The sequence below is a fragment of the Microbacterium sp. JZ101 genome (assembly GCF_053903175.1).
Genome location: NZ_CP096400.1, coordinates 2,407,030 through 2,432,190 on the forward strand (window position 1 = coordinate 2,407,030; position 25,161 = coordinate 2,432,190).

General features: G+C 73.0%; 20 protein-coding genes. 8 read left to right on the forward strand and 12 right to left on the reverse strand.

Annotation, left to right across the window (positions count from 1 at the left end):
* Positions 1–168: 168 nt before the first annotated feature.
* Positions 169–2,433: a catalase/peroxidase HPI gene (gene katG, locus M1D56_RS11200; RefSeq protein WP_456283621.1), complete on the reverse strand. Its 2,265-nt coding sequence runs from the start codon at positions 2,431–2,433 to the stop codon at positions 169–171.
* Positions 2,434–2,466: 33 nt separating this feature from the next.
* The gene (locus M1D56_RS11205; RefSeq protein WP_416383293.1) at positions 2,467–2,928 is read right to left on the reverse strand and encodes a Fur family transcriptional regulator; all 462 of its coding nucleotides are present in this window, start codon (positions 2,926–2,928) and stop codon (positions 2,467–2,469) included.
* 127 nt (positions 2,929–3,055) lie between these two features.
* On the opposite strand from M1D56_RS11205, the gene M1D56_RS11210 reads away from it, so the two are divergent.
* On the forward strand, positions 3,056–3,811 hold the full coding sequence (locus M1D56_RS11210) for an aquaporin (RefSeq protein ID WP_271172821.1): 756 nt from the start codon (positions 3,056–3,058) through the stop codon (positions 3,809–3,811).
* A gap of 7 nt (positions 3,812–3,818) precedes the next feature.
* Here the strand turns inward: M1D56_RS11210 and M1D56_RS11215 are convergent, their stop codons facing one another.
* The gene (locus M1D56_RS11215; RefSeq protein ID WP_456283622.1) at positions 3,819–4,640 is read right to left on the reverse strand and encodes an RDD family protein; all 822 of its coding nucleotides are present in this window, start codon (positions 4,638–4,640) and stop codon (positions 3,819–3,821) included.
* A gap of 16 nt (positions 4,641–4,656) precedes the next feature.
* On the opposite strand from M1D56_RS11215, the gene M1D56_RS11220 reads away from it, so the two are divergent.
* A complete protein-coding gene (locus M1D56_RS11220; RefSeq protein ID WP_456283623.1) occupies positions 4,657–5,652 on the forward strand; it encodes a stage II sporulation protein M in 996 nt (331 codons plus the stop codon).
* A 17-nt stretch (positions 5,653–5,669) separates the two neighbouring features.
* Here M1D56_RS11220 and M1D56_RS11225 read toward each other — a convergent pair whose 3' ends face one another.
* Positions 5,670–5,876 (reverse strand): DUF3499 family protein, encoded by a 207-nt coding sequence (locus M1D56_RS11225; protein WP_271172823.1) that lies wholly within the window; start codon positions 5,874–5,876, stop codon positions 5,670–5,672.
* Between the two features lie 71 nt (positions 5,877–5,947).
* Between M1D56_RS11225 and M1D56_RS11230 the strand changes: the two genes are divergently transcribed.
* Complete coding sequence (locus M1D56_RS11230) at positions 5,948–6,406, forward strand: hypothetical protein (protein ID WP_421074342.1); 459 nt, start codon at positions 5,948–5,950, stop codon at positions 6,404–6,406.
* 4 nt (positions 6,407–6,410) lie between these two features.
* Here the strand turns inward: M1D56_RS11230 and M1D56_RS11235 are convergent, their stop codons facing one another.
* The 4 genes from M1D56_RS11235 to manA all read right to left on the reverse strand — a co-directional run bounded on the left by M1D56_RS11235 (position 6,411) and on the right by manA (position 12,329).
* Positions 6,411–7,787, reverse strand: a complete 1,377-nt coding sequence (locus tag M1D56_RS11235; protein WP_456283624.1) for a DUF5719 family protein — start codon at positions 7,785–7,787, stop codon at positions 6,411–6,413.
* The gene (locus M1D56_RS11240; protein WP_456283625.1) at positions 7,784–10,579 is read right to left on the reverse strand and encodes a glycosyltransferase; all 2,796 of its coding nucleotides are present in this window, start codon (positions 10,577–10,579) and stop codon (positions 7,784–7,786) included. The genes M1D56_RS11235 and M1D56_RS11240 overlap by 4 nt, the downstream gene beginning before the upstream one ends.
* Before the next feature lie 74 nt (positions 10,580–10,653).
* On the reverse strand, positions 10,654–10,974 hold the full coding sequence (locus M1D56_RS11245) for a WhiB family transcriptional regulator (protein ID WP_271172827.1): 321 nt from the start codon (positions 10,972–10,974) through the stop codon (positions 10,654–10,656).
* A 197-nt stretch (positions 10,975–11,171) separates the two neighbouring features.
* Positions 11,172–12,329, reverse strand: coding sequence for a mannose-6-phosphate isomerase, class I (gene manA / locus M1D56_RS11250; protein WP_456283626.1), 1,158 nt, complete (start codon positions 12,327–12,329; stop codon positions 11,172–11,174).
* 49 nt (positions 12,330–12,378) lie between these two features.
* On the opposite strand from manA, the gene M1D56_RS11255 reads away from it, so the two are divergent.
* Genes M1D56_RS11255 through M1D56_RS11275 form a run of 5 tightly spaced genes read left to right on the forward strand, consistent with a single transcriptional unit; the run spans position 12,379 to position 18,553 of the window.
* A complete protein-coding gene (locus M1D56_RS11255; protein ID WP_456283627.1) occupies positions 12,379–13,806 on the forward strand; it encodes an O-antigen ligase family protein in 1,428 nt (475 codons plus the stop codon).
* Positions 13,803–15,116 carry an O-antigen ligase family protein gene (locus M1D56_RS11260; protein WP_271172830.1) on the forward strand — a complete coding sequence of 438 codons (1,314 nt, stop codon included), beginning with the start codon at positions 13,803–13,805 and terminating at the stop codon, positions 15,114–15,116. The genes M1D56_RS11255 and M1D56_RS11260 overlap by 4 nt, the downstream gene beginning before the upstream one ends.
* A 56-nt stretch (positions 15,117–15,172) precedes the next feature.
* Complete coding sequence (locus tag M1D56_RS11265; RefSeq protein ID WP_455970017.1) at positions 15,173–17,083, forward strand: glycosyltransferase; 1,911 nt, start codon at positions 15,173–15,175, stop codon at positions 17,081–17,083.
* Complete coding sequence (locus M1D56_RS11270; RefSeq protein ID WP_324014271.1) at positions 17,080–18,093, forward strand: glycosyltransferase family 2 protein; 1,014 nt, start codon at positions 17,080–17,082, stop codon at positions 18,091–18,093. The genes M1D56_RS11265 and M1D56_RS11270 overlap by 4 nt, the downstream gene beginning before the upstream one ends.
* Before the next feature lie 4 nt (positions 18,094–18,097).
* Entirely contained in the window at positions 18,098–18,553 is a 456-nt protein-coding gene (locus M1D56_RS11275) for an acyltransferase (RefSeq protein ID WP_271172833.1), read from the forward strand.
* An 8-nt stretch (positions 18,554–18,561) separates the two neighbouring features.
* On the opposite strand, the gene M1D56_RS11280 is transcribed toward M1D56_RS11275, so the two are convergent.
* Genes M1D56_RS11280 through M1D56_RS11295 form a run of 4 tightly spaced genes read right to left on the reverse strand, consistent with a single transcriptional unit; the run spans position 18,562 to position 25,138 of the window.
* The gene (locus M1D56_RS11280; protein ID WP_421074335.1) at positions 18,562–19,719 is read right to left on the reverse strand and encodes a glycosyltransferase; all 1,158 of its coding nucleotides are present in this window, start codon (positions 19,717–19,719) and stop codon (positions 18,562–18,564) included.
* Entirely contained in the window at positions 19,716–21,437 is a 1,722-nt protein-coding gene (locus tag M1D56_RS11285) for a DUF6020 family protein (protein WP_456283628.1), read from the reverse strand. Before M1D56_RS11285 ends, M1D56_RS11280 begins: the two co-directional genes overlap by 4 nt.
* Positions 21,434–23,320: a DUF6020 family protein gene (locus M1D56_RS11290; protein ID WP_456283629.1), complete on the reverse strand. Its 1,887-nt coding sequence runs from the start codon at positions 23,318–23,320 to the stop codon at positions 21,434–21,436. Before M1D56_RS11290 ends, M1D56_RS11285 begins: the two co-directional genes overlap by 4 nt.
* 3 nt (positions 23,321–23,323) lie before the next feature.
* Complete coding sequence (locus M1D56_RS11295) at positions 23,324–25,138, reverse strand: glycosyltransferase (protein ID WP_456283630.1); 1,815 nt, start codon at positions 25,136–25,138, stop codon at positions 23,324–23,326.
* Positions 25,139–25,161: the final 23 nt, after the last annotated feature.

Here is a 25,161-nt window from a genome sequence, read left to right on the forward strand (position 1 = left end):
CCGCGACCGGGGGCCGGCCTCCCTCGCGGCGCCGCCGCCCCGGGCCCTTGCCCCGAACGGCCGCCACCGCCATCCGACACCGGCCCTTCGCGGCAAGAACCCCGTTCCGGACGCCGGACACGGCGGAGCGGCCCGCCCCCGACGGGGACGGGCCGCTCCGCGGCGGGCTCAGGCCAGGTCGAAGCGGTCGAGCTCCGTGACCTTCGTCCACGCCTTCACGAAGTCGCGCACGAACTTCTCGTGCGCGTCGTCGCTCGCGTAGACCTCGGCGAGCGCGCGCAGCTCCGAGTTCGAGCCGAACACGAGGTCGACGCGCGTGCCGCGGCCGAAGACCTCGCCCGTGACGTCGTCCGTGGCCTCGAACGCGTGCTTGCCCGGGTCGAGCGGACGCCACGTCTTGCCGAGGTCGAGCAGGTTCACGAAGAAGTCGTTCGTGAGCGTGCCGGGGCGGTCGGTGAACACGCCGTACGGCGAGCCGTCCCAGTTGGCGCCGAGCACGCGCAGCCCGCCGACGAGGACCGTCATCTCGGGCGCGCTCAGCGTGAGGAGGTTCGCCTTGTCGATGAGGAGGTACTCCGCGGGGAGCGTCGCGTCGGGTCCGGTGTAGTTGCGGAAGCCGTCGGCGATGGGCTCGAGGTAGCCGAACGACGCAACGTCGGTCTGCTCCTGCGTGGCGTCGGTGCGACCCGCGTGGAAGGGGACCCGCGCCTCGACGCCGGCGTCCTTCGCCGCCTTCTCGACACCCGCGTTGCCCGCGAGCACGATGAGGTCGGCGAGCGACACCCGCTTGTCGCCCGTCTGCGCGGCGTTGAACGAGGCCTGGATGCCCTCGAGCACGCCGATCACCTTCGCGAGCTGCTCGGGGTTGTTGACGTCCCAGTCCTTCTGCGGGGCGAGGCGGATGCGCGCGCCGTTGACGCCGCCGCGCTTGTCGCCGCCGCGGAAGGTCGACGCGGCGGCCCAGGTCGTCGAGACGAGCTCGGCCACCGTGAGGCCCGACGCGAGGATCTGCTCCTTGAGCACGACGGCGTCCGCCGCGTCGATGAGCTCGTGGTCCACCGCGGGGAGCGGGTCCTGCCAGATGAGGTCCTCGGCGGGCACCTCAGGGCCGAGGTAGCGGGCCTTGGGGCCCATGTCGCGGTGCGTGAGCTTGAACCACGCACGGGCGAACGCGTCGCTGAAGGCCTCCTGGTCGTCGCGGAAGCGCAGCGAGATCTCGCGGAACGACGGGTCCTCGCGCAGGGCGAGGTCGGTCGTCAGCATGCGCGGCTCGCGCTTGCCGTCCGAGTGCGCGAGCGGAACCATGTCGCTGCCGCCGCCGTTCTTCGGTCGCCACTGCTTGGCGCCGGCGGGGCTCTCCATGAGCTCCCACTCGTAGCCGAAGAGGATGTGGAAGAACTCGTTGTCCCAGCGGGTCGGGTGGTAGGTCCACGTGACCTCGAGACCCGACGTGATCGTGTCGTCGCCCTTGCCCGAGCCGTGCGAGCTCTTCCAGCCGAGGCCCTGCTCCTCGAGGCCCGCGGCCTCGGGGTTGTCGCCCACGTGCGTGTCGGGTGCGGCGCCGTGCGTCTTGCCGAACGTGTGACCGCCCGCGATGAGGGCGACGGTCTCGTCGTCCTCCATGCCCATGCGGCGGAAGGTGGTGCGGATGTCGTCGGCCGCGGCGAGCGGGTCCGGCACGCCCTCCGGGCCCTCCGGGTTCACGTAGATGAGACCCATGTGCGTCGCCGCGAGCGGCTTCTCGAGCTCGCGGTCGCCCGAGAAGCGCTTGTCGCTTCCGAGCCAGATCTTCTCGGCGCCCCAGTACACGTCGTCGTCCGGCTCCCAGACGTCGGCGCGGCCGCCGGCGAAGCCGAACGTCTTCAGGCCCATCGTCTCGAGCGCGACGTTGCCGGCGAGGATCATCAGGTCGGCCCACGAGAGGCTCTTGCCGTACTTCTTCTTCACGGGCCAGAGGATGCGGCGCGCCTTGTCGAGGTTCGCGTTGTCAGGCCAGCTGTTCAGCGGAGCGAAGCGCTGCTGTCCGGCTCCCGCACCGCCGCGGCCGTCCGTCGCCCGGTAGGTGCCGGCGCTGTGCCATGCCATGCGCACGATGAGCGGGCCGTAGTGGCCGAAGTCGGCGGGCCACCAGGGCTGCGAGGTCGTGAGCGTCTCCGCGATGTCGGCCTTCACCGCGGCGAGGTCGAGGGACTGGAAGGCCGCCGCGTAGTCGAAGTCCTCATCCGCGAACGGGTCGGAGACCGCGGGGTTCTTCGCGAGCAGCTTGAGGTTCAGGCGCTCGGGCCACCATTCCCGGTTCGGGTCGCCCTGGGTGGGGTGGACGAGGTCGGCGCGCGGCTCGCTCGCCGGCAGGTCGGCCGCGGGCAGGCGGGTCGTGTCGTCGGCGGAGCCGTCGTGGATGACGGGGCAGCCCGTGATCGTGTCGCTGCTCATGGATGTCCTTTCGTTCGCGGAAGGAGGGGTCGGTCAGGAGTCGCCGGACGAGGCGTCGCAGTCGGGGCACACGCCCCAGAACGTCACCTCGGCGACCTGGATGCGGAAGCCGGTCTCGTGAGCGGGGTGCAGGCACGGGGCCGCCCCCTGCACGCAGTCGATGTCGTCGACGCGTCCGCACGACGTGCACACGACGTGGTGGTGGTTGTCGCCGACGCGCAGCTCGAAGAGGCCCGGCTGACCGCTCGGCTCGATGCGCCGCGCGAGTCCGGCCTCGACGAAGTCGCCGAGGACGTTGTACACGGCCTGCAGGCTCGTGCCCGGCACGGTGTCGCGCACGCGGTCGAACACCTCGTCGGCGCGCGCATGCGGCATCGTCGCGAGGGCCGTGTAGACGGCTCGTCGCGGAGTCGTCACGCGCAGCCCGACGGCGCGGATGGCGGCCTCGGCGTCGGGGGCGGGCGGGGTGAGGGTCACGTCGTCCATGCTAGCCATCGTTTTGAACTCTTCAAAACAAGAGCCGCTCCCGGCGTGTCCGCCGCCATGCACGCGCCCTGCCCCGCTCCTCGGCACCGTGTGCCACGATGCAAGCGAGAGCAGACCATCCGCCCGAGAGGATGTCATGTCCGAGAGCACCTCCCCCGCCCCGACGACGCCCGCTGCGCGCCTCATGGCCGAGGCCGTCGGGACCTTCCTCCTCGTGTTCGGCGGCGTCGGCACGGCCCTGTTCGCGGCGCATCTCGCCGACGCGGGCGACGCGTTCGCACCGGGCATCGTGTACCTCGCCACCGCGGCGGCCTTCGGCCTCTCCGCCGCGGTGGGCGCAGCCGCGTTCGCGGGCGTCTCGGGCGCGCACTTCAATCCCGCGGTCACCCTGGGCCTCGCCGTGGCAGGACGGTTCCCGTGGGCGGAGGTGTGGAAGTACGCCCTCGTCCAGGTGATCGGCGGTGCGGTCGCGACGACCCTCCTCGTGCTGATCGGCCTGTTCGGGCCCGCCGGATGGCTCGAGGCCGCGCAGAACGGAGGGTTCGCGAGCAACGGCTGGGGCGAGCGGTCGCCGGGCGGGTTCGACCTCCCGGCCGCGATCATCGCCGAGGTCGTGCTGACGGCGGTGCTCGTCCTCGTTGTCCTCGGAGCGACCCATCCCGAGCGCGGCACGGCGCTCGCTCCGGGCGCGATCGGCCTCGCGCTCGCGCTCATCCACCTCGTCGGCATCGTCGTCGACGGCGCGTCCGTCAACCCTGCCCGCTCGATCGCGACCGCCGTCTACGGCGGCGGCGCGGCGCTCGCGCAGCTGTGGCCGTTCCTCGTCTTCCCGCTCGTGGGCGCCGTGCTCGCCGGCTTCGCCTGCCGCCTGATCTTCCTCGATCGCCGCTGAGCCGACGTCAGCGGGCGAGCCGGGCGACGCGCTCGTCCTGCAGAGCCAGGGCGCGCAGCTCCCGATCGCGCCGCGCGGCGACGACCGCGCGCAGCAGGATCTCGGGCGGCACGGGCGGAAGCGGGCTGACGAACGGGGCGATCTCGCGTGCGAGGTCATGTGCAACGCGTTCGCGCGCGGCGGGGAACATCCGGCCAGCGCCCGCGACGAACTGCGAGACGCGGCGCCCGAGCCGATCCGGCATCCGACCGACGTCGGCGATCGCGGCCCACGACTCCATGCCCGCCGGGAGGGAGAAGTCGGCCGGCGGCAGCCGCGGCGTGCGGGTGCGCTCGGCGTAGGTGCCGGCCACGAGATCTCCGAGACGCTGCGAGCGCGGCGTGAACATCCCGACGAGCAGCGCCGTCCCCCCGGCGGTCATGTACGTCTCGAAGACGCCGACCAGGGCGCGGATGAGCGCGTGCCGGAACCCGATCGCCCCGCCGTCCGAGCGGACGACGCGACCGCCGACGACGAGCTTGCCGAGGCTGCGCCCCTTCGTGAGCGTCTCGACCGTCGTCGGCAGGAGGACGAGCACGATCACGAGCATGACGACGAGCGCGATGCGCATCGTGGCATCGTCGAGGACGCCGAGGTCGAGCAGGCGCCAGACGGCGAGCGCGAAGAGCACGTAGAGCCCGATCGACACGACCACGTCGGTGAGGGCGCCGGTGGCGCGCAGCACGAGCCCGACCGGCTGGATGTCGAGCGCGACGGCCTCTCCCGTGAGCACCTCGTCGTCACGGACCGCCTGCACCGTGGCGCGCGCCGGAGCGGATGGCGTCGACATGCGTACAGTTAATCAGGTGAACCTCGACGCGCTCACGGCCGCTCGCGCCCGCGAATGGGCGCGGCTCGACGCGCTCTCGAAGAGCCGTCGGCTCACGGGCCCCGAGGTCGACGAGCTCGTCGCCCGCTACCAGGCGGCGTCGGCGGACCTCGCCGACATCAAGACGAGTGCGGGGCGCACGCCGCAGGGCGACCACGTCTCGACGATGCTGTCGCGCGCCCGCCTGCGGCTGACGGGCGCGCCGGAGAACGTCCTGCGGACCCTTCCCCGGTTCTTCGCCCTCCAGCTCCCCGCGGCCCTGTACCGCGTCCGGTGGACGACGCTCGTCATCGCGGCCCTCTTCGTCGCGGTCGTGGCCCTCGTCGCGGCGTGGGTCTCGAGCGACCCGGCCCTCGTCGCCTCGCTGGGGCCGCAGGCCGCTCTCGAGCACTACGCGCGCGAGCAGTTCACCGAGTACTACACCGAGAACCCGGCCGCCGTGTTCGCCGGCATGGTGTGGACGAACAACGCGTGGATCGCCGCGCAGTGCGTGCTGTTCGGCGTCACGGGGGTGTTCCCCGTCTACGTCCTCATGCAGAACGCGGTCGGACTGGGGACGGCGGCCGCCGTCATGTTCGCGTTCGATCGGGGCGACGTGTTCGTGCTGTACATCCTCCCGCACGGTCTCCTCGAGATGACCTGCATCTTCGTCGCGGGCGCGGCCGGGCTCCACATCTTCTGGGCTCTCGTCGCGCCGGGCCCGCGCACCCGGCTCGCCGCGCTCGCGAACGCCGGGCTCTCGCTCGCGACGATCGCCATCGGGCTCGTGTTCGCCCTCGCCCTGTCGGGCGTCGTCGAGGGATTCGTGACCGGCCAGCCCTGGCCGTGGTGGCTCAAGATCGGCATCGGCGCGCTCGCGCTCGGCGTCTTCCTCTTCTACATGCTCTTCGTGGGGCGGAGGGCGGCCAGGGCCGGCGAGACCGGAGGACTCACGGAGTACGAGGCGGGAACCCCGCGGCTCGTCTCCGGATAGGGATGGCCGGGCGCCCGCTAGGCGCGCAGGGTCTCGTGGCGGAAGACGACCCACCCCTGCGGGACGGACAGCCGCTCGGTGTGGAACGCGCAGAGATCGTGCGCGTGCGGGTCGTCGCCCGCGCCGAGCGGTCCGACGGCCGCCATCTGGTCGGCATAGTCGTAGGTCATGGTCGTCACGGCCTCGCGGGCGCAGCCCACCTTCGAGCACAGTCTCTCGCGCATCCCGGATAGCCTATCGAGGCCGCGGCGCCGGACAGCGACGACGCGCAGCGCGCGAGCCTAAGCTGGGAGGCATGAAGTGGTGGAATCGCGCACCCCGTCCCGTCGTGCGGCGCTCGACGGGACGGCACGGCCGCCACGGTCGGACGGGCCGCAGCTCGATCGTGCGCCCTCCGCTGCCGCCCGTCGACACCCGCTACGAGCGGTTCGACGTCGCCGTCGGCTCGGCCGCCGAGTACCTGCGCGGGGCGTGGCCCGAGCTGCGCGACGTGAGCTTCGAGATCGCCGGCCTTCCCGCCGAGCCATCGGAGGACGGCATCCCGCGGTGGCGCATCGACCGCGCGGCGCGTCGGATCATCCTCTTCCGCATCCCCGTCGAGCGGCTCAGCCGCATCCACGGCTCGATCGGCCTCGCGCGCGCCGACGACTTCCACCGCCGGCTCGTGATCGAGGGCGCGGTCTTCCGCGCGGCGGCCGACTACCTCGACCGCGATCCGTGGGACCTCGCGCCCGACCGCTACCGCTGGTTCTGACCGGTCACGGGTAGACGCGGACGTCCTGCGGCGCGGCCGCATCGCGCTCGACCGGGAGACCGGCGAGGGCCGACCCGCTCTGGAACCCGACCGACGCGTGCACGGCCGACCCGCCGGGGTCGAGCACGAAGACGCCCGCCTCGGCGAGCTCGACGGACGCGAAGCCGCCCGCCGGCACCTCGAGGGTCTGCGACTCGTCGCCGCGCGTGATCGCGACGGCGGTGTCCTCGTCTCCGGGGTTGTAGACGCTGAGGCGCGCGCCCGGACCGTCGGGGACGGCGAACGCGGTCGGCGCATCGAGCGCGGGAGCCGCCGCGTACCAGGCGTAGTCGGAGCCCGCGCCGAACCCCGTGGCCTGCCACGCCGCCGCGACGAGCGGCTGATCCGACTCGACGAGCACCGTGTAGCGCCCCTCGGGGAGTCCGCCGATGTCGACCGACATCGGCTGGTCGGCGGTCAGGGCGACCTGCTCGGGCGCGCGCGCGGGCGATCCCCCGCCCTCGGGCAGCACGGTCACGGTCGCCGTCGCGTCCGACGTGGAGAGCAGTCGCACGAGCCCCGCCGAGTTCTCGCTCTCGCTCGCCTCGCGCGTCACGCTGATGCCGGGGATGGCCTGGACCGGTGCGGGCGCGACGGATGGCTGCAGGTCGATGCCCCCGGGCTCGAGCGTGCGCACGAGGCTCGACTGCAGCGTGACGCGCACAGGGGCGCCGTCGGCGGTCACCCGGACGGACGGCGCCTCCTCGCCCTCGGCGATCCCGGCGAGCGGGATGGCCACCTGCTCGCCCGCGGGGATGGCGATCGCGTCGGACCCGACGGGCGTGCGCCGGCCGTCCACGCCGAAGACGTCGAGCGCGACGACCGCGTTGACGTCGGTCGGGTTCGCGATGAGGAGGATGCCCGTGGAGCCCGTCGTGACATCGCCGCCCACGATCCAGGACTCCATGAGGGGTCGGCGGCACTCCGACGCCGCGAAGCCGCCGAGGTCGAGGTCGTCGGTCTCGAACGAGGAGGCCGCCGCGACCGGAACCGCCTCGCGCCCGTCGGGGCTCTGCCGGAAGACGGGCACGGCCGCTCCGTCGACGCCCGCGACGGTGAGGTCGACGCGCTCGGGCTCGCCGTCGGCCGTGCTGCCCGAGACCACGCGCGGGTCGGCGGCCGCGGTGAGCCCGCCCGCGTCCTCGGCCGAGCGTCCGAGCGCGAGCAGGGGGCCGTCGCATGCGAGCACCGTCTCGGCGGGCGCCGGCGCCACGTCGACCGCAGGCGCCTCGCCTCCCACGACGGGCCACGGGACGACTCCGACGCCGAGCGCGGCGGCGACCGCCGCCGCCGAGACGACGGCGCCGATGCCGATGCGCGCCGACACGGTCGCCCTGCTCATGAGGCCTCCTCGTACTCGGCGGCGATCACACGCGGCTTCCGGCGAGCCGCGCGATGCGACGCGGGCGTCGGCACGGCGAGCAGCAGCGCGACGGCGACCGCGATGAGCTGGATGAGCGCGATCCCCCGAGCCGTCTGCGCGTCGTCGTCCGAGATCGCCGGTCGCGGCGCGCGATCGACGTCGACGCTCCAGAGCACGCCGCGCGGCGTCTCCCCCACGCGCACGAGCCCGGCCCGCTGATCGATCGCCGTCGCGGCGGAGAGGCGCAGCACGCGCGCGGCGTCGCTGTCCTCGCCCTCCGCGGCGAGCAGCACGAATCCCACGCCGCGCTCGGCGAGCGCCCCGGTCGCGTCGGCCGAGGACCCGGCCACGAGGTCGGTCGCGATCTCCGCGATGCGCCGGTCGCCGTCGGAGAGAGCGGGCTGCGTGGACTGCAGCGTCGACTGGCCGCCGAGCGTCTCGCTCGCCCCCCAGACGACGGATGCCGCGACGCCCCCGTCGGGCTGGGGCGCGAGCACGAGGGTCGCGACGTCCTCGGCGATCGCGGCCTGCGCCGAGACGTACGCGGGCAGGGTCGTGTCGGTTCCGCTGCGCAGCGCCGCCTGCCCGCGGTGGACGGCGGTGAGCGAAGGGATGGCGGCCAGCAGCACGCACGCGGTGGCGATGAGCGCGGCGGCGCGCAGGACCGCGCGCGGCGCGAAGCCGACGTCGAAGGCGATGACCGCTGCCGCGACGAGGCCGAGCCACGCGAGGCTGAGCCCCGCACCGGGCCAGACGGCGACGGGCTGCGACTGCGCCCACGCGACCTGGACGGACAGTGCGGCGCCGGCCGTCGCGAGGCCGAGCACGGCGATCACGATCATCGCGATCCCCGCCCGCCAGCGGCGCGTGAGCGGCGCGACGAGCGCGGCGAGCGCGACCGGGGCGAGCAGGATCGGCACCCACCACGTCTCGGCCGGGAGTCCGAGGCCCGCGAGGAAGCCTCCCCATCCGCCCGGGTCGGACGTCGGGAACCCCAGCGCGATCCGCCAGCGCTCATCGGCCGCGAGCACGGGTCCCGCCCACGGTCGCCCGGGATCGGCCAGCAGCGCCCACGGCGTCCCGCGATCGAGCTGCGCGAGGACGACCGGGAACGCGAGCGCCGCGCTGGGGACGAGCGTCCACACGACGCGCGCGATGCCCCGCGGGCGCAGCGCGCAGGTCAGGACGAGCCCGAGCGCCCACACGACGACGAGCGCAGGGGCCAGCGACGGCGCGCACGCGACGACCGCGGCCAGCAGGAGCGACGCGGTGCCGGCAGCACCCCAGGACCGGTGCGCCGCGGCGCCGGCGAAGAGCAGCCACGGCAGGAGCAGGTGCACGAGGACCGCCGCAGGACGGGGGTCGACGAGCGCCGAGAGGAAGCTCGGGGCGAGCGCCCACAGCGCCGCCATCACGACACGCAGCCCCGAGCGCACCGTGACCCGCGTCGCGGCGAACCAGGCCCCGAGCACCGCCAGCGGGAGGGCGAGCAGCCACAGCGCGAGCAGCGCGAACGACGGGCTGCCCGGCCACAGCGACCCCAGCAGGGCGGTGACGGCCGCGAACGGGTCGGCCGGCGACACGACGTCGAGCCCGACCGCACGGCGGCCGAAAGCGGCCTCGGCCCACAGCCCCGACACGGTGCGCGCGAGGGGCAGCAGAGCGCCGCCCGCGACGCCCGGCCAGGACAGGAGCGCGAGGAAGGCGACGACGCTCACGACGCCGGCGGCGAGCACGGCCCACGCGCCGCCGCCGCTGAAGAAGCGCAGCTCGCGGCGGACGACCGGATGGTCGTGCGAGGCCTGTCGCTCGCGCAGGCTCTCGCGGGTGGCCCGGAGGGCGTCGACCGCGGCCCACGAGGCACGGCGCGTCCGGCGGATGCGCGCGCGCGAGCGCGCCACGGCCGGGATCCGGGCCATCGCGACGATCGCGGCCGCCCATTCGGCGGGCACGAAGGCCGGGTTCTTCGCGATGAGCTGGACGGCCGTCTTCCAGAGGGCGAGCGGCAGGAAGGAGAGCCAGTGCAGCAGGACGCCCCAGGCGGGCGCGTACGCGAGTCGGCGATGCAGCTGGGCGGTGCGCTGACGGAAGTCGTCGCGCATCCGCTTCCGCGCCGGTCTCGGCACGGCGACGCGGGCACGCGGGACGAGCGCGACGCGCCGGCCGGCGAGGTGCGCGCGCACACCGAGGTCGAGGCCCTCGTCGACGCCGAGGAGCGCGCGATCGGGCACGAGGTCGGCGACGACCTCGCCGCGGACGAGAACGCCGCGGATGTCGGAGCCGAGCACGTCGTCGAGCGCGTCGTACTGCCCCTGATCGAACTCGCCGTCGGCGAGCTCGACGGCGCGGCCGAACCGGGTCATGCTCTGCCCGAGGGAGACGATGCGGTCGACGTCGTCCGCGTCGACGAGCTTGGGGGCGGCGATCGCGATCGACGGCCCGCGCTCGAGCTCGCCCGCGAGGGCCGCGAGGGCGGTGGCATCGGGTGTCGCGTCATGGGCGAGCAGCCAGACCGACGCCCCGGGCGTGACGCGTCGCAGCGCGAACTCCACGGCGGCCGCGAACGGCGTCGCGGCGGACGCCTCGATCACGCCCTCGGCGCCGGACGCCGACACGAGCTCGCGCACGGGAGCGATCGGACCGCACACCACGATCGTGAGCGCGTCGACCGGACGGGTCTGCGAGCGGACGGCCTCGAGGGTGCGGCCGAGCACCTTCACGGCTTCCGGGGATGAGCGCGCGACGAGGACGGCGTGGACTGCGGCGGGCATGACCCGGCAAGCCTAAGCCGGGGGCCGCGTCGAGCCGTCCACCGGCGCGCCGGGCGGGCGGATTCCCAGGCGGGTCAGCTCGCGCGGCGCTTGAGCTTGCGGCGCTCGCGCTCGCTCAGGCCGCCCCAGATCCCGAACCGCTCGTCGTTCTGGAGCGCGTACTCGAGGCACTGGGCGCGCACGTCGCACGTCGCGCAGATGCGCTTCGCGTCGCGGGTCGAGCCGCCCTTCTCGGGGAAGAACGCCTCGGGGTCCGTCTGGGCGCACAGCGCGTCGCTCTGCCAGGCGAGCGCCGTGTCCTCCTCGGTCGCAGGCCGCACTCCGGGAACACCGAGGTCGACCGGATCCACGAACCAGTTGTCGGGAACTCCGGATCGATACTGCGAAGTCGCCATCGTCGCTCTCCCACCCCTTGTCCTATCCCCCCACGCGGGCAGCGTGTGCACCTAATTACAACCGTGTGATTCGGATAGGTCAAGTCGCGGATCGTAAACCCTGAAGGGGAGATTGAAGGTTCACCGGGCGTGTCGGCGTGTCGGCGAGGCGTGTCGCCGACACCGGGACGCGCCGTGCTGCAGCGCGTCCCGCCGCGTCAGGCCGCAGCGCCCGGCTCGGCGACGAAGACCTCGCCGTCGCCGTCGAACCGCAGCTGCGCCGTGTCGGGCGTCGCGAACAGAGCGCGTCCCGGCACGAGCTCGACCGCGTCGCCGCCGTCGGACACCGTGACCGCGCCGGCCGTCGCGAGCACGATCGCGGGGCCAGCGGGGCGCAGGCTCGCCTCCTCGTCCTCGCCCGCGCGCACGCGCAGGAGCCGGAAGTCCGCGACCGGCACCGGGAACGCCTCGACGCCGCGGCTGCCGTGGTCGACCGCGACGGGGAGCACGACGGGCACCTCGCCCGGGGTCGGGTCGACGACCGCGAGGAGCTCGTCGACGTCGATCCGCTTGGGGGTGAGGCCGCCGCGGAGCACGTTGTCGCTCGCGGCCATGAGCTCGACGCCGAGACCCGAGACGTAGGCGTGCAGCTGACCCGCGCCGAGGAACAGCCCCTCGCCGCGCCGCAGGAGCACGTAGTTCATGAGGAGCGCGACGACGACGCCGGGGTCGCCGGGATAGATCGATGCGACGCGACGCGCGTTCGCGAGCTCGGCCGCGAACTCGGTCGACTGGGCCTCGTCGAGGGCGGCGATGATCTCCGAGACCGTCTCCCCCGCCTCGCCGCCCAGCAGCCAGCCGAGCGCCTGGCGCAGGCCCTCCGCGTCGACGAGGCGATCGCGCAGCGGCGCGGCTGCGGGGCCGATCGCGTCGAGCAGGCGCCGCGTCGCGTCGAGGTCGCGCAGCCCGCAGAGCGCCTCGAAGCGGTCGCTCAGCGCCACGATGATCTCGGGCTTGTGGTTGTCGTCGACGTAATTGCGGGGAGCGTCGGCGTCGAGCGACGCCTCACGCGCGAACCCCTCCTCAGCCTGCGCCTTGGTGGGGTGCACCTGGATCGACAGCGGCGACCCGGCCGCGAGCAGCTTGAGCAGGTACGGCAGGCGCCCGGTCGGCGAGACGTGCACGCCGTTGTCCGCGATCCACGCGTCGAGGGTGCGGCCGCTGCCGTCCGCGAGGTCAGCGGGATCCGACGGATGGTCTCCGAACCAGACCTCGGCCTCCGGCCCCTCGGCCGGCTCCCGGCCCTCGAGAGCGGCGAGCAGCGAACGCGATCCCCAGGCGTAGTCGCGCGGGACATTGGTGAGCGGTACGAGCACGATCCCACCTTAGGGTGCCCGCGCGCGGCGGACGGTAGCCTGGTGCGCGATGACGCAGCTGAGCCGCCATCCGGTCGCGGACCCGCCCACCGCGCCGGAGCGCGAGAAGACGGGGCATCTCCTGCTGCGCGCATACGCGGTGCTCGTGGTGTTCTCCGCGCTCGCCCACTCGTTCTGGTACAACCTCGCCGGGGTGGCCGGTGCCGCGGTCCTCCTCGGAGCGCTCACGCTCGCGACCCTCGCGATCTGGCTGCCGCGCCTGCGGCGCTCGCGGCGGGCGACGCCGTTCGCGTGGCGTCGGCTCCCCTGGCTCGGGCTCGCCTATGCGGCCTTCGCGCTGCTGTCGCTCCTGTGGTCGGCGTGGCCGGCCGCGACGGCGGTGACCTGGCTGCTCCTCGCCTCCGCGACGCTGCAGGGGCTGTTCCTCGCCGACGCCCTCACCTGGCGCGAGCTCGTCCGCTGCCTCGAGATCTCCCTGCGCTGGGTGCTCGGCCTCTCGCTCCTCCTCGAGCTGTGGGTCGCGGGCATCCGCCGACGGCCGCTCCTTCCGAACTTCTCCGACGCCCCCGCCGATCCGGACCCGCACTGGTACTGGGTCCGCGGCAACCTCCTCGACGGCGTGCTCGATCCCGGGCGCGTGCAGGGCATCGTCGGCAACGCGAACCTCCTCGGCATCCTGTGCCTGCTCGCGCTCATCGTGTTCGGCATCCGGCTGGCCGACCGGGCGCCGTCGCCCGCCGTCCGCATCGTCTGGATCGCCGTCGCGGCCTTCCTCCTCCTCCGCTCGGGATCCGTCACGACGCTCGTCGCGCTCGTCGCGGTCGCGGGCGTCCTCTGCGCCGCCCTCCTCATCCGCCGCGCCGCGCTGCCGCGCGGTCGCACGCCGCTGTATGCGGTCTTCGCGGGCGTGGCCGTCGTCGGGATCGTCTCCGCGGTGCTCCTGCGCGAGCGGCTGCTCGCGCTCGTCGGGCGGGAGGGCGACCTGACCGGCCGCGGCGACATCTGGCAGGCCGTGCTCGAGCGCGCGAGCACGCGGCCCGTCGCCGGCAACGGCTTCGCGAGCCCGTGGCTCCCATGGGACCCGGCCTTCGACGGCTGGATCCTCGACCACGGCATCACGGTCTTCCACGCGCACGACATGTGGCTCGACGTCTACCTGCAGCTCGGAGCGATCGGCGTGGCCCTCGTCGCGGGCGTGTTCGCCGCGCTCACGTGGCGCGCGTGGTTCTTCGCCGTCGACCGCCCGCGCTGGGACATCCGCGCTGACCGCCCCTATCAGGCGATCACGCTGCTGCCGATCCTCGTCGTCGCGATGCTGCTCGTGCAGGGGCTCACCGAGTCCGGGCCGATCATGCTGTGGGGCTGGATGCTCGTGACGCTGCTCGCCTTCAAGATCAAGTCCGTCCCGCTCGTCGACGTCGGGGTCGCCGAGGCGTCGGCGCCGGAGAGGCGTCCGCTGCGGGTGCGGCGCGGATGAACCCGTACTCGCCCGTGCGGATGGCGGCGCGCCTCCTGCGCTCGGCCGATGTCGCGCGCGCCTACACGCTCGCGACGCTGCTGGCGGCCTTCGGGTCGCACGCGGTCGAGCGCACCGCGGGGCGCGTGACCCTCGCGACCGTCATCGTGTCGCTCGTCGTGCTCGGCATCGGCATCATCGCGGCACGGCGGCGCGAGCTGCGCCCCCTCGGGTTCGCCCCCACGAGCTTCGTGGTGTTCCTCGTGTGGGCACTCGTCTCGACGATCTGGTCGAACGACGACGACGCGACCCTGGGCGGATGGATGTCGCTGGTCGCCTACGGGTTCCTCGCGCTCGTGATCGCGCACATCCGCGACACGCTGCAGACGGTGCGCGCCATCGGCGACGTCCTGCGGTGGCTGCTCGCGGCATCCCTCGCCCTCGAGATCCTCTCCGGGATCCTCCTCGACATGCCGTTCCCGTTCCTCGGGATCGCGGGCCAGATCGCGAACGGGGGCCCGATCCAGGGCCTCTTCGGCACCCGCAACATGCTCGGGTTCGTCGCGATCGTCGCCCTCGTCACGTTCCTCGTCGAGTGGCGCACCCAGTCCGTCCCGCCGCAGAAGGCCGCGTTCTCGATCACGCTCGCGGCCCTGCTCGCGGTGCTGTCGGCCTCCCCGACGGCGGTCGTCCTCGCGCTGTCCGTCGCGGTGGCGCTGCTCGCGCTGACCCTCGTGCGCCGCGCGGCCCCCGAACGGCGCCGGTCCCTGCAGTGGACGCTCGCGATAGCGCTCGTGCTGTCGCTGTCGATCGCCTACGCCCTCCGCCATCCGATCCTCCGCTGGCTCGACGCGACGGCGGGCTTCTCGCTGCGCGCCGACCTCTGGAACGCGATCCTCACGTGGGTGGGCAACCGTCCGATCCAGGGCTTCGGCTGGCACGGCGGCTGGGATGCCGACGCGTACCCGATGAACGTCATCAACGTGCTCCTGGGCGAGTCGCACCGCTCGGCGCTCAACGCCTACTTCGACGTGCTGCTCCAGCTCGGCTGGGTCGGCCTGCTGCTCTTCGCCGCGCTCTGCGGCGTCGCGTTCGTGCGCTCCTGGCTCGTCGCGAGCGAGCGGAAGTCGACGGTGTACGCGTGGACCCCGGCCGTGCTCGCGGCGCTCATCGTCGACTCGATGTTCGAGAGCTTCACGCTCGAGGGCGCCGGCTGGCTGCTGCTCGTGCTGTGCGCCGTCCGCGCCGGCCAGTCCCGCTCGTGGCGCGAGAGCCTCGATCTCGTGGCGAGCGGGGGCGAATCACAGGATCCCCTGGCACCGCCGCGATAGGCTCGACGGCGGCCCGAACCCGGCGCCGATCCCGTCTCGCACCCGGAGCTCTCGCCGTGACACACGTCCTCCAGAGCGTGGTCTTCCCGCTCGACCGCGATCCCGACCTCCTGCCGCTGTACATCGATCCCGAGGTCTGGTCGACGATCGACGAGGAGCCGGTCCGCGTCTCCGACGTCGCGCATCTCTCCGACATCCTCGGCCGCACGCGCGCGCGGATCCCGGCCGGGACGCGCGTGTCGTTCGCGACGTACTTCAACGCCTTCCCTGCGTCGTACTGGCAGCACTGGACGAGCGTCCGCTCGGTGCGCCTCGCGGTGCGCACCGAGGGCACGGCGACCGTGCTCGTGTACCGCTCGACGGGCGACGCCGCCCAGCAGCGCATCGACACGAAGGACGCGTTCGGCGACGCCGAGACCGTGTTCGACATCCCGCTCACGCAGTTCAGCGACGGCGGATGGCTGTGGTTCGACGTCGTGGCCGGCGCGGAGGACGTCGTGCTCGCCGGCGGCGAGTGGACGACCGAGCAGGAGCCCGCGCGCACGGGCAAGGCGTCGCTCGGGATCACGACGTACAACAAGCCCGACTACTGCGTCGCGACGCTCGGCGCGCTCGCCGACGCCCCTGAGGCGCTCGAGCTCGTCGACCGCATCTTCATCGTCGACCAGGGCACGCAGAAGGTCGCGGCCCAGGACGGGTACGACGAGGTCGCCGCGCGCCTGGGCGACCAGCTGCAGGTCGTCGAGCAGCCGAACCTCGGCGGCTCTGGCGGCTTCGCGCGCGCGATGCACGAGACACTGCAGCGCCCCGAGAGCGACTTCATCCAGCTCCTCGACGACGACGTCCGCATCGAGCCGGAGTCCATCCGCCGCTCGATCACGTTCGGGCGCTTCGCGACGCAGCCCGTGCTCGTGGGCGCCCACATGTTCGACCTCCTCAACCGCCCGCGGCTGCACGCGTGGGCGGAGGTCGTCGACGAGCAGCCGTTCATGTGGCGCAACCTGTATCAGGAGAGGATGCCGCACGACTTCCGTCGCGCGAACATCCGGCAGACGCCCCTGCTGCACATGCGCATGGACGCCGACTACAACGGCTGGTGGATGTGCCTCATCCCGACCCAGGTCATCCGCGAGGTGGGCCTCGCGCTGCCCGCGTTCATCAAGTGGGACGACGCCGAGTTCTGCCTGCGCGCGCGCGAGGCCGGCTACCCCACGGTGTCGCTGCCCGGCGCCGCGCTGTGGCACGTGTCCTGGATCGGCAAGGACGACTCGATCGACTGGCAGGCGTACTTCCACGCCCGCAACCGGATCGTCGCCGGCCTCCTCCACTCGAATGCGCCGCGCGGCGGGACGCTCATCCGCCACTCGCGCCGGGTGGACCTCAAGCACCTGATGATGATGCAGTACTACCCCGTCGCGCTGCGGAACCGCGCGCTGCGGGACGTGCTGCGCGGGCCCGCGCACCTGCGGGAGAACCTCGCGACCGCGATGCCGGAGGCGCGCTCCCTCGCCGCCCGCTTCCCCGAGACGGTCGTCCATCGCGACCCCGAGGTCGTCATCCGCTCGCGGCGCGGGCGCCAGGTCTTCCAGCGGCTCAAGCAGCATGTCTTCGACAGCCCCACCGGATGGCGGCTGCGTCTCTTCACCGCGCAGACGCTGGTCTCGCACTGGCTGCGGGAGCCCGACCCGGCCAACGTCGAGCGCCCCGAGGTCGAGTTCGGCAAGTCCGACGCGCACTGGTGGCGCGTCCCGCTGTACGACTCGGCGCTCGTGAGCGCGGCGGACGGCTCGGGCAAGAACATCTACACGCGCGACCGGCTGCTGTACCGGCGCATGCTCCTGGACTCGATCCGGCTGCACGCGCGCCTGCGGCGGGAGTGGCCGCGCCTGCAGCGGGAGTACCGTGAGGCGCTGCCCGGCCTCGTGTCCGAGGGCGCGTGGCGCGAGATCTTCGAGAGGCAGTCATGAGCGAGAAGACGTCCGTCGTGGAGCAGAGCTACGACCCGCGCGCGTTCGACCCGGCGACCGCGACCATCGTGGTCGTCACCTACAACCGCTCGCACCTCCTGTCGAAGCTGCTCGTCTCGATCGGCGAGATGGACCCGAAGCCGGGCCACGTCGTCATCGTCGACAACGCGTCGTCCGACGACACGACCGAGGTCGTCGAGTCGTTCCGCGCGGAGATCGGCACCGAGATCGTCTACCGGCGTCTCGAGGAGAACACGGGCGGCTCCGGCGGGTTCAGCGAGGGCATGCGCGTGGCGTACGAGCTCGGCTCGACCTGGATCTGGCTCATGGACGACGACGTCGAGGTGCTCCCCGACGGGCTCGCGCGCATGGGCGTGTGGGCGCCGCGCTTCAAGAGCATCCAGGGGCGCCGCTACGACTACGACGGCAGCGAGTTCTACTGGCAGTACCGCCTGTCGATCCCGCTCGGCATCCCGATCCCCTTCGCCCCGGCCGGATTCGATGCCACGGGGTACCGCGAGATGAACTCCGGGTGCTTCGAGGGGATGTTCATCCACCGCGACATCGTGCAGAAGGTCGGGCTGCCCGATCCGCGCTTCTTCATCTACTGGGACGACTCGGTGTACGGATGGCTCGCGTCGCTCCAGACGACATCCGCGATCGTCAACGAGTTCGTGCTGCGCCGCACGCGCGAGATCAAGCAGTGGGACATGGGCGTGCGCCATCTCAACGCCTCGAGCAACGCGTACCGCTACTACATCATGCGCAACCGCGGCATCATGCGGCACTACTTCGCCGAGCACGGCGCGTACCGCCCCGTCCTCTTCGCCCTCGGCACGGCGCTGACCTTCGCCAAGGAGCTCATCCGCCTCATCGCCGTGGAGCGGACCGTGCGGGGAACGAGCAACCTCTTCCGCGGCATGCGCGACGGACGCCGCATCGCGAAGGACCGCTCGTGGCGCACCATGCCGCCGCTCGACGCTCCTGCCGCGCAGGACGAGAAGCGCTGAGCCCGTGCTGACCATCGCCGAGGACGCGGTCGTCGACCCGTCGGTCAAGCTCCTCCACCGCGACGGCGATCGCGACATCGCGATCGGGGCCCGGACGAAGATCTACCGCGGGGCCGAGATCCTCGGCCCCGTCGAGATCGGCGAGGACGTCTTCATCAACCGCGACGCGTACATCCGCCCCGGCACGCGCCTCGGCGACCGCGTGAACCTCGGGCCGTTCGTGCGCCTCATCACCGACACGCATGAGATCGGCGGGCACGACAAGCGCGCGGGCGACGTGCGGCACGAGCCGATCTCGGTCGGCGACGGCACCTGGATCGGCGCGGCCGTCACGGTCGTCGGGGGCGTCCGGATCGGCGCCGGGTGCGTCATCGCGGCGGGCGCGGTCGTGACCTCGGACGTGCCGGACGACACCATGGTCGGCGGCGTGCCGGCTGCGGTCATCCGCCGCCTGCGCTGACGCGACCGCTACAGCTCGCCGGGCGCGGTGACCTGCTCGTCGATCTCCTCGAGCACGCGCTGCGTCCGCGCGGAGCGGCCGCGCCGGGGCGCGTACACGACGAGAGCGTGGAACGCGTAGCGGGCGACGAACGCGACCGCGAGCGTGATCGCCGCCGCGACGACGCTCGAGATGTGCCACGTCTCGACGAGCAGCGCGAGCACGGGGATCCGCACGAGCGCCTCGGTGTTGTTGAACGCGAACGACTTCGCGAACCGCGTGCGCCCGCTCGAGGCCTCGTCGAGCATCTCGCGGAAGACGAACCGCTCCTGCAGGAGGAAGTTGCCGATGATCGTCGCCTCCGCGGCGATGATCGCCGCCCAGATGTAGGGCATCCCGAGCTGCGTGAGCGTCCACATGATCGCGAGGTTCGCGACCGCGCCGAGCCCGCCGATGATCGCGAACGCCGACATCTTGCCGAAGCGCAGCGCCGCGAGCTGCACGAGGAAGCGGGCCCCCTGGCGGATCGACGCCTTCGACGCGCCCGCCGCGCGCTCGGCGAAGTCGAACGGGATCTCGGCGACGCGCAGCTGCTGCCGCGCGAGGATCTCGAGGAGGATCTTGAAGCCGCGCGGGCGCAGGAGCGCGAGGTCGACGCGCGTGCGGTCGACGAGGAAGAACCCGGTCATGGGGTCGGAGCAGTCGCGCAGTCGCAGCGGGAACATCGCCTTCGTGAGCGCGGTGGTGACGCGCGAGACGAGGTTGCGGGTGAGATCGGCGAGACCCGCCGCCGAGCCGTCGCGCACGTAGCGCGACGCGACGACCGCGTCGACGTCTCCCGCGCGGAAGCGCGCGACGAGCGCGGGGATCCGCTCGGGCGGGTGCTGGAGGTCGCCGTCGATCACGACGCACGCGTCGTGGGCCGCCTGCTCGAGGCCCAGGATCACGGCGCCGCTGAGCCCGCCGACCGGCTCGTCGCGGTGGATGACGCGCACGGGGATGTCGACGAGGCCGGCGACGCGGCGCACCTCGTCGGCCGTTCCGTCGCTCGAGTCGTCGACGAACAGGACCTCGCACGCGACACCGTCCATGGCGGCGACGATGCGCCGCACGAGCGGCTCGACATTCGGAGCCTCGTTGTAGGTGGGGACGATGATCGTCGCGCCGGCGAAGTGGTCGATCGTCATCCGGGGGTCGCGTCGCTCTCGGTCAGGGGCGCCGGGGCGGCCGGCGCGAGGTCGTCCTCCCGATTCTGCCAGCGGACGGGGGTGAGCATCATGCCGATCGCGAGCACGCTCCCGTACACGAGCGGCAGGATGTACCGCGGCAGCGCGACCGGGCTCGCCACGAGGAAGGCGAGGTTCACGAGGAGAGGCGACACCGCGAGGACGTGCAGCGGGCTGCGCCGGCGGATGGCGTACGCGAGCGCGATGAGCGGCACCCACGACGCGTAGAACGCCTTCGAGGAGAGGAGGTTGCCTTCCGCGAGCGACTCGGTCGCGCGGTTGACCGCGAGGCGCGCGTCGTCGAGCACGGCCGGCTCGTGGAGGTCCTCGATCGCGGCCTCGATCTCGGCGCGCGTCGTGGTCGGCAGAGCCCTGGCCTCCCAGAAGTCGAGATAGCGGTCGAGCACGATCCCGCTCTGGAAGATCATCGGCGTGACCGGGGCGAAGTACTCGAAGGTGTTCGCGGCCGTCGCCGACAGCGCGGTGCCCGGATAGCGGATCACCTGCGCGAGCCACACCCGCGCGTAGGCGAGACGCTCCTCGGAGCCGGCCTCGAGGTTCCAGCGGCCCTTCACCGCATCCGAGCGCCGCGGCACATACGCCTCGCCGAGGCCGTCGTAGCGCAGCACGGCGTCGATGACCGCGCGCTCGTCTGCGGGGATCTCGTCGCCGTGCTCGGCGACGATGCGCGCGGTCTGCTGGACGGGGATCGTGAGCATGTCGGTCGCTGTGCCGGGCGCGATGCCGATCGCGGGGAGGACGAGGAGCGGCCACACGACGTTCGTCACGAGGAGCGCTCCCGCAGTCCCCGCTGCGACGCGCAGGCGGGCCCGCCGCGCGCAGATCACCAGCAGGACGACGGCGCACACGACGACGAGGTAGACGTTGGTGCGCTTGGCGAGGATGAGCGGGATGACGATGGCGAGCGCGACGGCGCCCACGCGCGCGCTGAGCAGCACGCGCCCGCGCGTGCGCACGGCCTCGACGAAGAGCACGAGGAAGGGGAGCCAGAACACGGCGGCGAACGCGTCCTTGCTCATGACCGACGGCGCGGCCATGAAGACCGGCAGGACGGCGACCGCCGCTGTCAGCGTCCAGCGGATGGGGCGCGCCATCCCGAGCCATCCGAGGTAGGTGAGCACGAGGGCCGCACCGGCCGCCGTGGCGGCTTCCTGCAGGAGGAGGAAGGCGAACAGGCCGATCCGATCGTCGCCGAGCGCGGATCCGAGATCCCAGAACCATCCGAAGACCATCGTGTCGAACCACGGATGGTGGTCGGTCTGCTCGAGCAGCCCCATCCACTGGAGCCGCTGCGTGATGGTGTCGCTGTCGACGTTGCCCGGCGCGTGCACGAGCAGCCACGGCAGCCAGCCGGCGAGGATGGCGCCGGCTGTCGGCAGCAGGCGCCGGCGCGCGGTCTCGCGGAAGGACGCCGGCTCGGGCGCCGCGCGACGCCCGTCGAGCCAGCGGAACAGCAGGGTCAGCGGGACGAAGAGCGCGGCGGCGAGTCCGAGGACGACGAGGCCGCTGCCGACCGCGGCGCCGACGGAGCCGGCGAACCACACCGCGCTGTCGTTCGCGTCGAACGACGCCCCCACGACGACGAACGCCGCGAGGACGAGCGCCGTGGCCGCGGCATGCGGGTCCCACAGGGCCCGCAGCGCGGAAGGGCGGTTCACGCCTGCGCCCGCTGCGTCTCGGCCGACGGGGAGGACGCCTCGCTCCTGTTCCGCCGACGGGCGACGAGGGCGACGGCGACCGCGAGCGGCGCCGTGGCGAAGAACCCGAGCGCGTAGCGCATGCCGCCCGAGACCGGGCCGGCGAGGAAGGTCGCCATGAGCGCGGCGGCCGGCAGGGCGAAGGCCGCCTCGAGCCCGGCGCGCTTGCGCCAGAGCACGACGAGCGCGAGGATCCAGATCCACGTGACGAAGCCCGGAGACAGCGTCATCCCGATCACGGGGATCGCGAGATACCCCTCGTCGAGGAGACCGTGACGCTCGATGAGCGCGCGGATCCCCGTGAGGGGCTCCCCCTGCTCGCGGTCGCCCGTGATCTGATACGGGATGTCGAGGACGATCCCGCGGATGTCGTTCCACGACTCGTGCACGACGCCGTCGTACGAGGGCGCGCCCGGCGCCCAGTAGCCGACCGTGTTCGCGAGCGTCGCGGTGATCGCGGACCCGGGGTACTCGGCGACGAGCCGCAGCCATCCGCTCACGAACTCCCCCGTCGTCCGCTCCTCCCACGCCGCCCGCGCGTCGAGCTTGATCGGGTCCGCGAAGCCGGGGATGTAGTGGTCGCCGACGTCGTCGACGCTCCACCACGTGAAGACGTCGTCCACGAACGCCCGGTCCTCGTCGCTCATCGTCGCGTGGTGGTCGTGCGCGATCCGCGCGATCTGCTGCAGCGGAACCGACCACGCCTCGGTCTTCGGGCCGGGCTGCACGTCGAGCGCCGCCGAGAGCGGCCCCGCATAGAGTCCGTACGCGACGACGCATGCCGCGAGCACGGCGCCGACGCGCTTCCACTGGCGGCGGAACGGGATGATGAGCAGTGCGACGCCGAGCAGGACGACGTGGACGCCGTTGTTCCGGAGGACCATGGTCGCGATGCCCGCCGTGAGCAGGAGGACCCACGGCCACCGCGCGCGATCCCCGCGTCGGACGGCGCGCGAGACCTCGACGATCCCGATGAGGAAGAGCACGAAGGCCGACATGAAGGGGATGTCCTTCACGACCGTGATCGACGACAGGCTGAGCACGGGCAGCAGCGCGATCCACGCCCAGAGCGCCCACCACATGCGCGGCCCGACGCCCCATGCCGCGATGCGCCAGAGCAGCACGGCGAACACCGCGCTGGTCGACAGCATCTGCAGGACGGCCGCGAACGCGAGCGCCGCGGAATCGCTCAGGCCGAGGAGCTGCCACACGCCGTTCCACGCCGCGATGAGGAGGGAGTGCCCGACCGGCTCGTAGGACTCCCAGGGGCCGAGCCCGCGCGCGTAGGAGAGGCTCCGGTAGGTGTCGAAGAAGATGAGCCCCGGCCACCACACGAGCAGGTACGGCAGTCGGCAGAGCACGATGAGCCCGAAGACGAGCCCGAGGGGGCGCCATGGCGTCGGCCCCGGTGCCCGCAGCGCCTCGACGAGTCGGCTGAGCCGCCCGCGACGGGGAGCGGGCACGGCGGCGGCGTCGGGCGTCGCGCGGTCGGCGAGATGCAGCAGGACCGCTGCGCCGAGGACGGCGGCGTACGCGGTGCCGAGGCCGTGCACGGCGCTCCAGCCCGACGGACGCAGCAGCCAGAGGTCGGCCTCCTCACGCAGGAGGGAGATGCCGGCCAGCTCCGCGACCGCGTAGGCGAGGCCCACCGGCACCGCCCAGCGCCAGACCTCGCGCGGCAGACGGCCGAGCGCGAGCCATCCGCCGTAGGCGATCGCCGCGAACGCCGCGATCGCGACGAGGCTGTTCCCCTCGAGCACGTCGCCGAGGGTCGCGGGCGTCGTGCCCGCGCACAGCGCGAGCGTCGTGGCGAACGCCCCCGCCACGGCGATGAGCACGCGCACGGCTCAGACCTCGGGGGCGCGCCAGCCGCGCCACTGCTCGAACGAGCCGTTCAGGAGCTGCGAGTCGGTGCGCTCCCACGTGTGCTTGGACGAGTGGCGGATGTACATGTAGCCGAGCGAATGCGTGCGGTACCCGATGCCGCCCTGCGTCTCGACGCGGATGAGCACCGAGCGGTCCGTGGAGTTCGGCGTGGGACGCCATCCGCCGAGCGCGTCGAAGGCCGCCCGCGACAGGAGCATCGCGCCGCCGGCGACCTGGTCGTGGTAGCGCTCGGTCGCGAACGTCCGGTGCACGGTCTGCGCGACCTCCTCGAAGAAGAGGTACTCCGTCGTCTTCCCGACGATGTCGGCACGGGAGTAGAGGTGCGCGAGGACGAGGTCGAAGACGTGGTGCTCGCTGTACCAGTCGTCGTCGTCGAGCTTGGTGATGAGGTCGCCGCTCGAGCGCCGGACGCCCTCGGCGAGGGCCGCGCCGAACAGGACGGTGCTCGGGACCTCGACCACGGTCACATCGAGCCCGCCGAGCTCGACCCCCGACAGGTCGGGAGCGGGGATCCCGTGCGCGACGACCACGACCTCCATGTGCGGGTACGTCTGCCGCGCCATCATCTCGAGCACGCCGGGGATCAGCTCGCCGCGCATCGTCGAGAGCACGACGCTCACCGAAGGGAGGTAGCGCGAGCCCGTGCGATGCTCGACGGCCGATGCGAGGCGCAGGAAGCCGGCGTGGTCGTGCATCGCGGCGCGCCGCAGCGCGACCGAGCGGCGCTCGCGCTCGAGCCCCATCGCGGGCCGATACGGGCGCCGGATGGCCTCGGCGATCCGCGGCGAGAGCTGCTCGGGCGCGATGGCGACGCTGTCCGGCAGCGAGTGCAGGATGACGCCGGCCGCCGCGAGCTCGGCGAAGCGGGTCGTGAGTCCCTCGGGGACGGGGCCGGCGAGCCCTGCGAGCGGCGAGAGGTCGACCGCCTCGACATTGCGGACGGCGGCGACGTCGCGCGCGCTGAGCGGCTCCGCGATGGCGAACTCGATGGGGCGGAGGTCGGGGTCGGTCGCGCCGAGGAGCCGGACGACCCCGCGCGGACGGTCGATGACGAGCCGTCGCGCCGGCGGCGACGGCTTGAACCCGAGGATGCGCCCGACCGGGTTGTGCACGTTGAGGTCGATGACAGGGCGCTCGACGCGCGGGTGCCCGAGGAGCGCCTCCCCCACCGTGAGCTGGTGGACGGCATCCTCCTCCTCGCGCGCGAGATCGGTGCGCGCGGTCAGCAGCACATCGGCCTTGCGCAGGTGCCGTCCCTCGAGGGCAGGGGCGATCGGCTCGAGCTGCGGGATGCGCCGGCTCGGCAGGAGCGGCAGCGCCTCGGCGCCCGCGCTCGGATCGACCGCGAGAAGCGGGAAGCCCGCCCCGACGACCGGCGCGTCCGGGACGAAGGCGGGGATGAGGGCGTCGAGCACGCGCGCGACGGGAAGCGGCGCGTGCAGCGAGACATGCGCCGACGCCGTGCGGCGCGCGGGGTCGTGCGAGAGCGTGACCGTGCGCGTGTCGCGCAGCGGCGCCATCCGGCCGCGCCAGCGCGGCGAGGGCGCCTCCCAGCGCTCGATGTGGACGCGCAGGTCCTGCGTCATCGCGCCGTCGGCGGCCATCACGAGGTGACGGAGCGCGTCGACGTCCGGCACCCGCAGGCGCACGGGCAGCGGCTCGTCCGCCGTCGACGCGAGCGCCGGCGCCTGGCGCGGATCGGTCACGACGTGCTCGCCGTCGCGGTCCGGGGCGTCCTGCTCATCGGGGCGACGGAACCAGCGGCGGACGGGCATAGATCGATCGGCTCCCCGAGTCG

Bases quoted from the DNA above. Each gene is read 5' to 3' on its own strand.
- M1D56_RS11235 (WP_456283624.1), bottom strand. From the start codon at position 7,787: ATGAGCAGGGCGACCGTGTCGGCGCGCATCGGCATCGGCGCCGTCGTC.
- M1D56_RS11255 (WP_456283627.1), top strand. From the start codon at position 12,379: ATGACGCAGCTGAGCCGCCATCCGGTCGCGGACCCGCCCACCGCGCCG.
- M1D56_RS11280 (WP_421074335.1), bottom strand. From the start codon at position 19,719: ATGACGATCGACCACTTCGCCGGCGCGACGATCATCGTCCCCACCTAC.
- M1D56_RS11215 (WP_456283622.1), bottom strand. From the start codon at position 4,640: ATGTCGACGCCATCCGCTCCGGCGCGCGCCACGGTGCAGGCGGTCCGT.
- M1D56_RS11210 (WP_271172821.1), top strand. From the start codon at position 3,056: ATGTCCGAGAGCACCTCCCCCGCCCCGACGACGCCCGCTGCGCGCCTC.
- M1D56_RS11240 (WP_456283625.1), bottom strand. From the start codon at position 10,579: ATGCCCGCCGCAGTCCACGCCGTCCTCGTCGCGCGCTCATCCCCGGAA.
- katG (WP_456283621.1), bottom strand. From the start codon at position 2,433: ATGAGCAGCGACACGATCACGGGCTGCCCCGTCATCCACGACGGCTCC.
- M1D56_RS11270 (WP_324014271.1), top strand. From the start codon at position 17,080: ATGAGCGAGAAGACGTCCGTCGTGGAGCAGAGCTACGACCCGCGCGCG.
- M1D56_RS11245 (WP_271172827.1), bottom strand. From the start codon at position 10,974: ATGGCGACTTCGCAGTATCGATCCGGAGTTCCCGACAACTGGTTCGTG.
- M1D56_RS11205 (WP_416383293.1), bottom strand. From the start codon at position 2,928: ATGGCTAGCATGGACGACGTGACCCTCACCCCGCCCGCCCCCGACGCC.
- M1D56_RS11260 (WP_271172830.1), top strand. From the start codon at position 13,803: ATGAACCCGTACTCGCCCGTGCGGATGGCGGCGCGCCTCCTGCGCTCG.
- M1D56_RS11225 (WP_271172823.1), bottom strand. From the start codon at position 5,876: ATGCGCGAGAGACTGTGCTCGAAGGTGGGCTGCGCCCGCGAGGCCGTG.
- M1D56_RS11295 (WP_456283630.1), bottom strand. From the start codon at position 25,138: ATGCCCGTCCGCCGCTGGTTCCGTCGCCCCGATGAGCAGGACGCCCCG.
- M1D56_RS11230 (WP_421074342.1), top strand. From the start codon at position 5,948: ATGAAGTGGTGGAATCGCGCACCCCGTCCCGTCGTGCGGCGCTCGACG.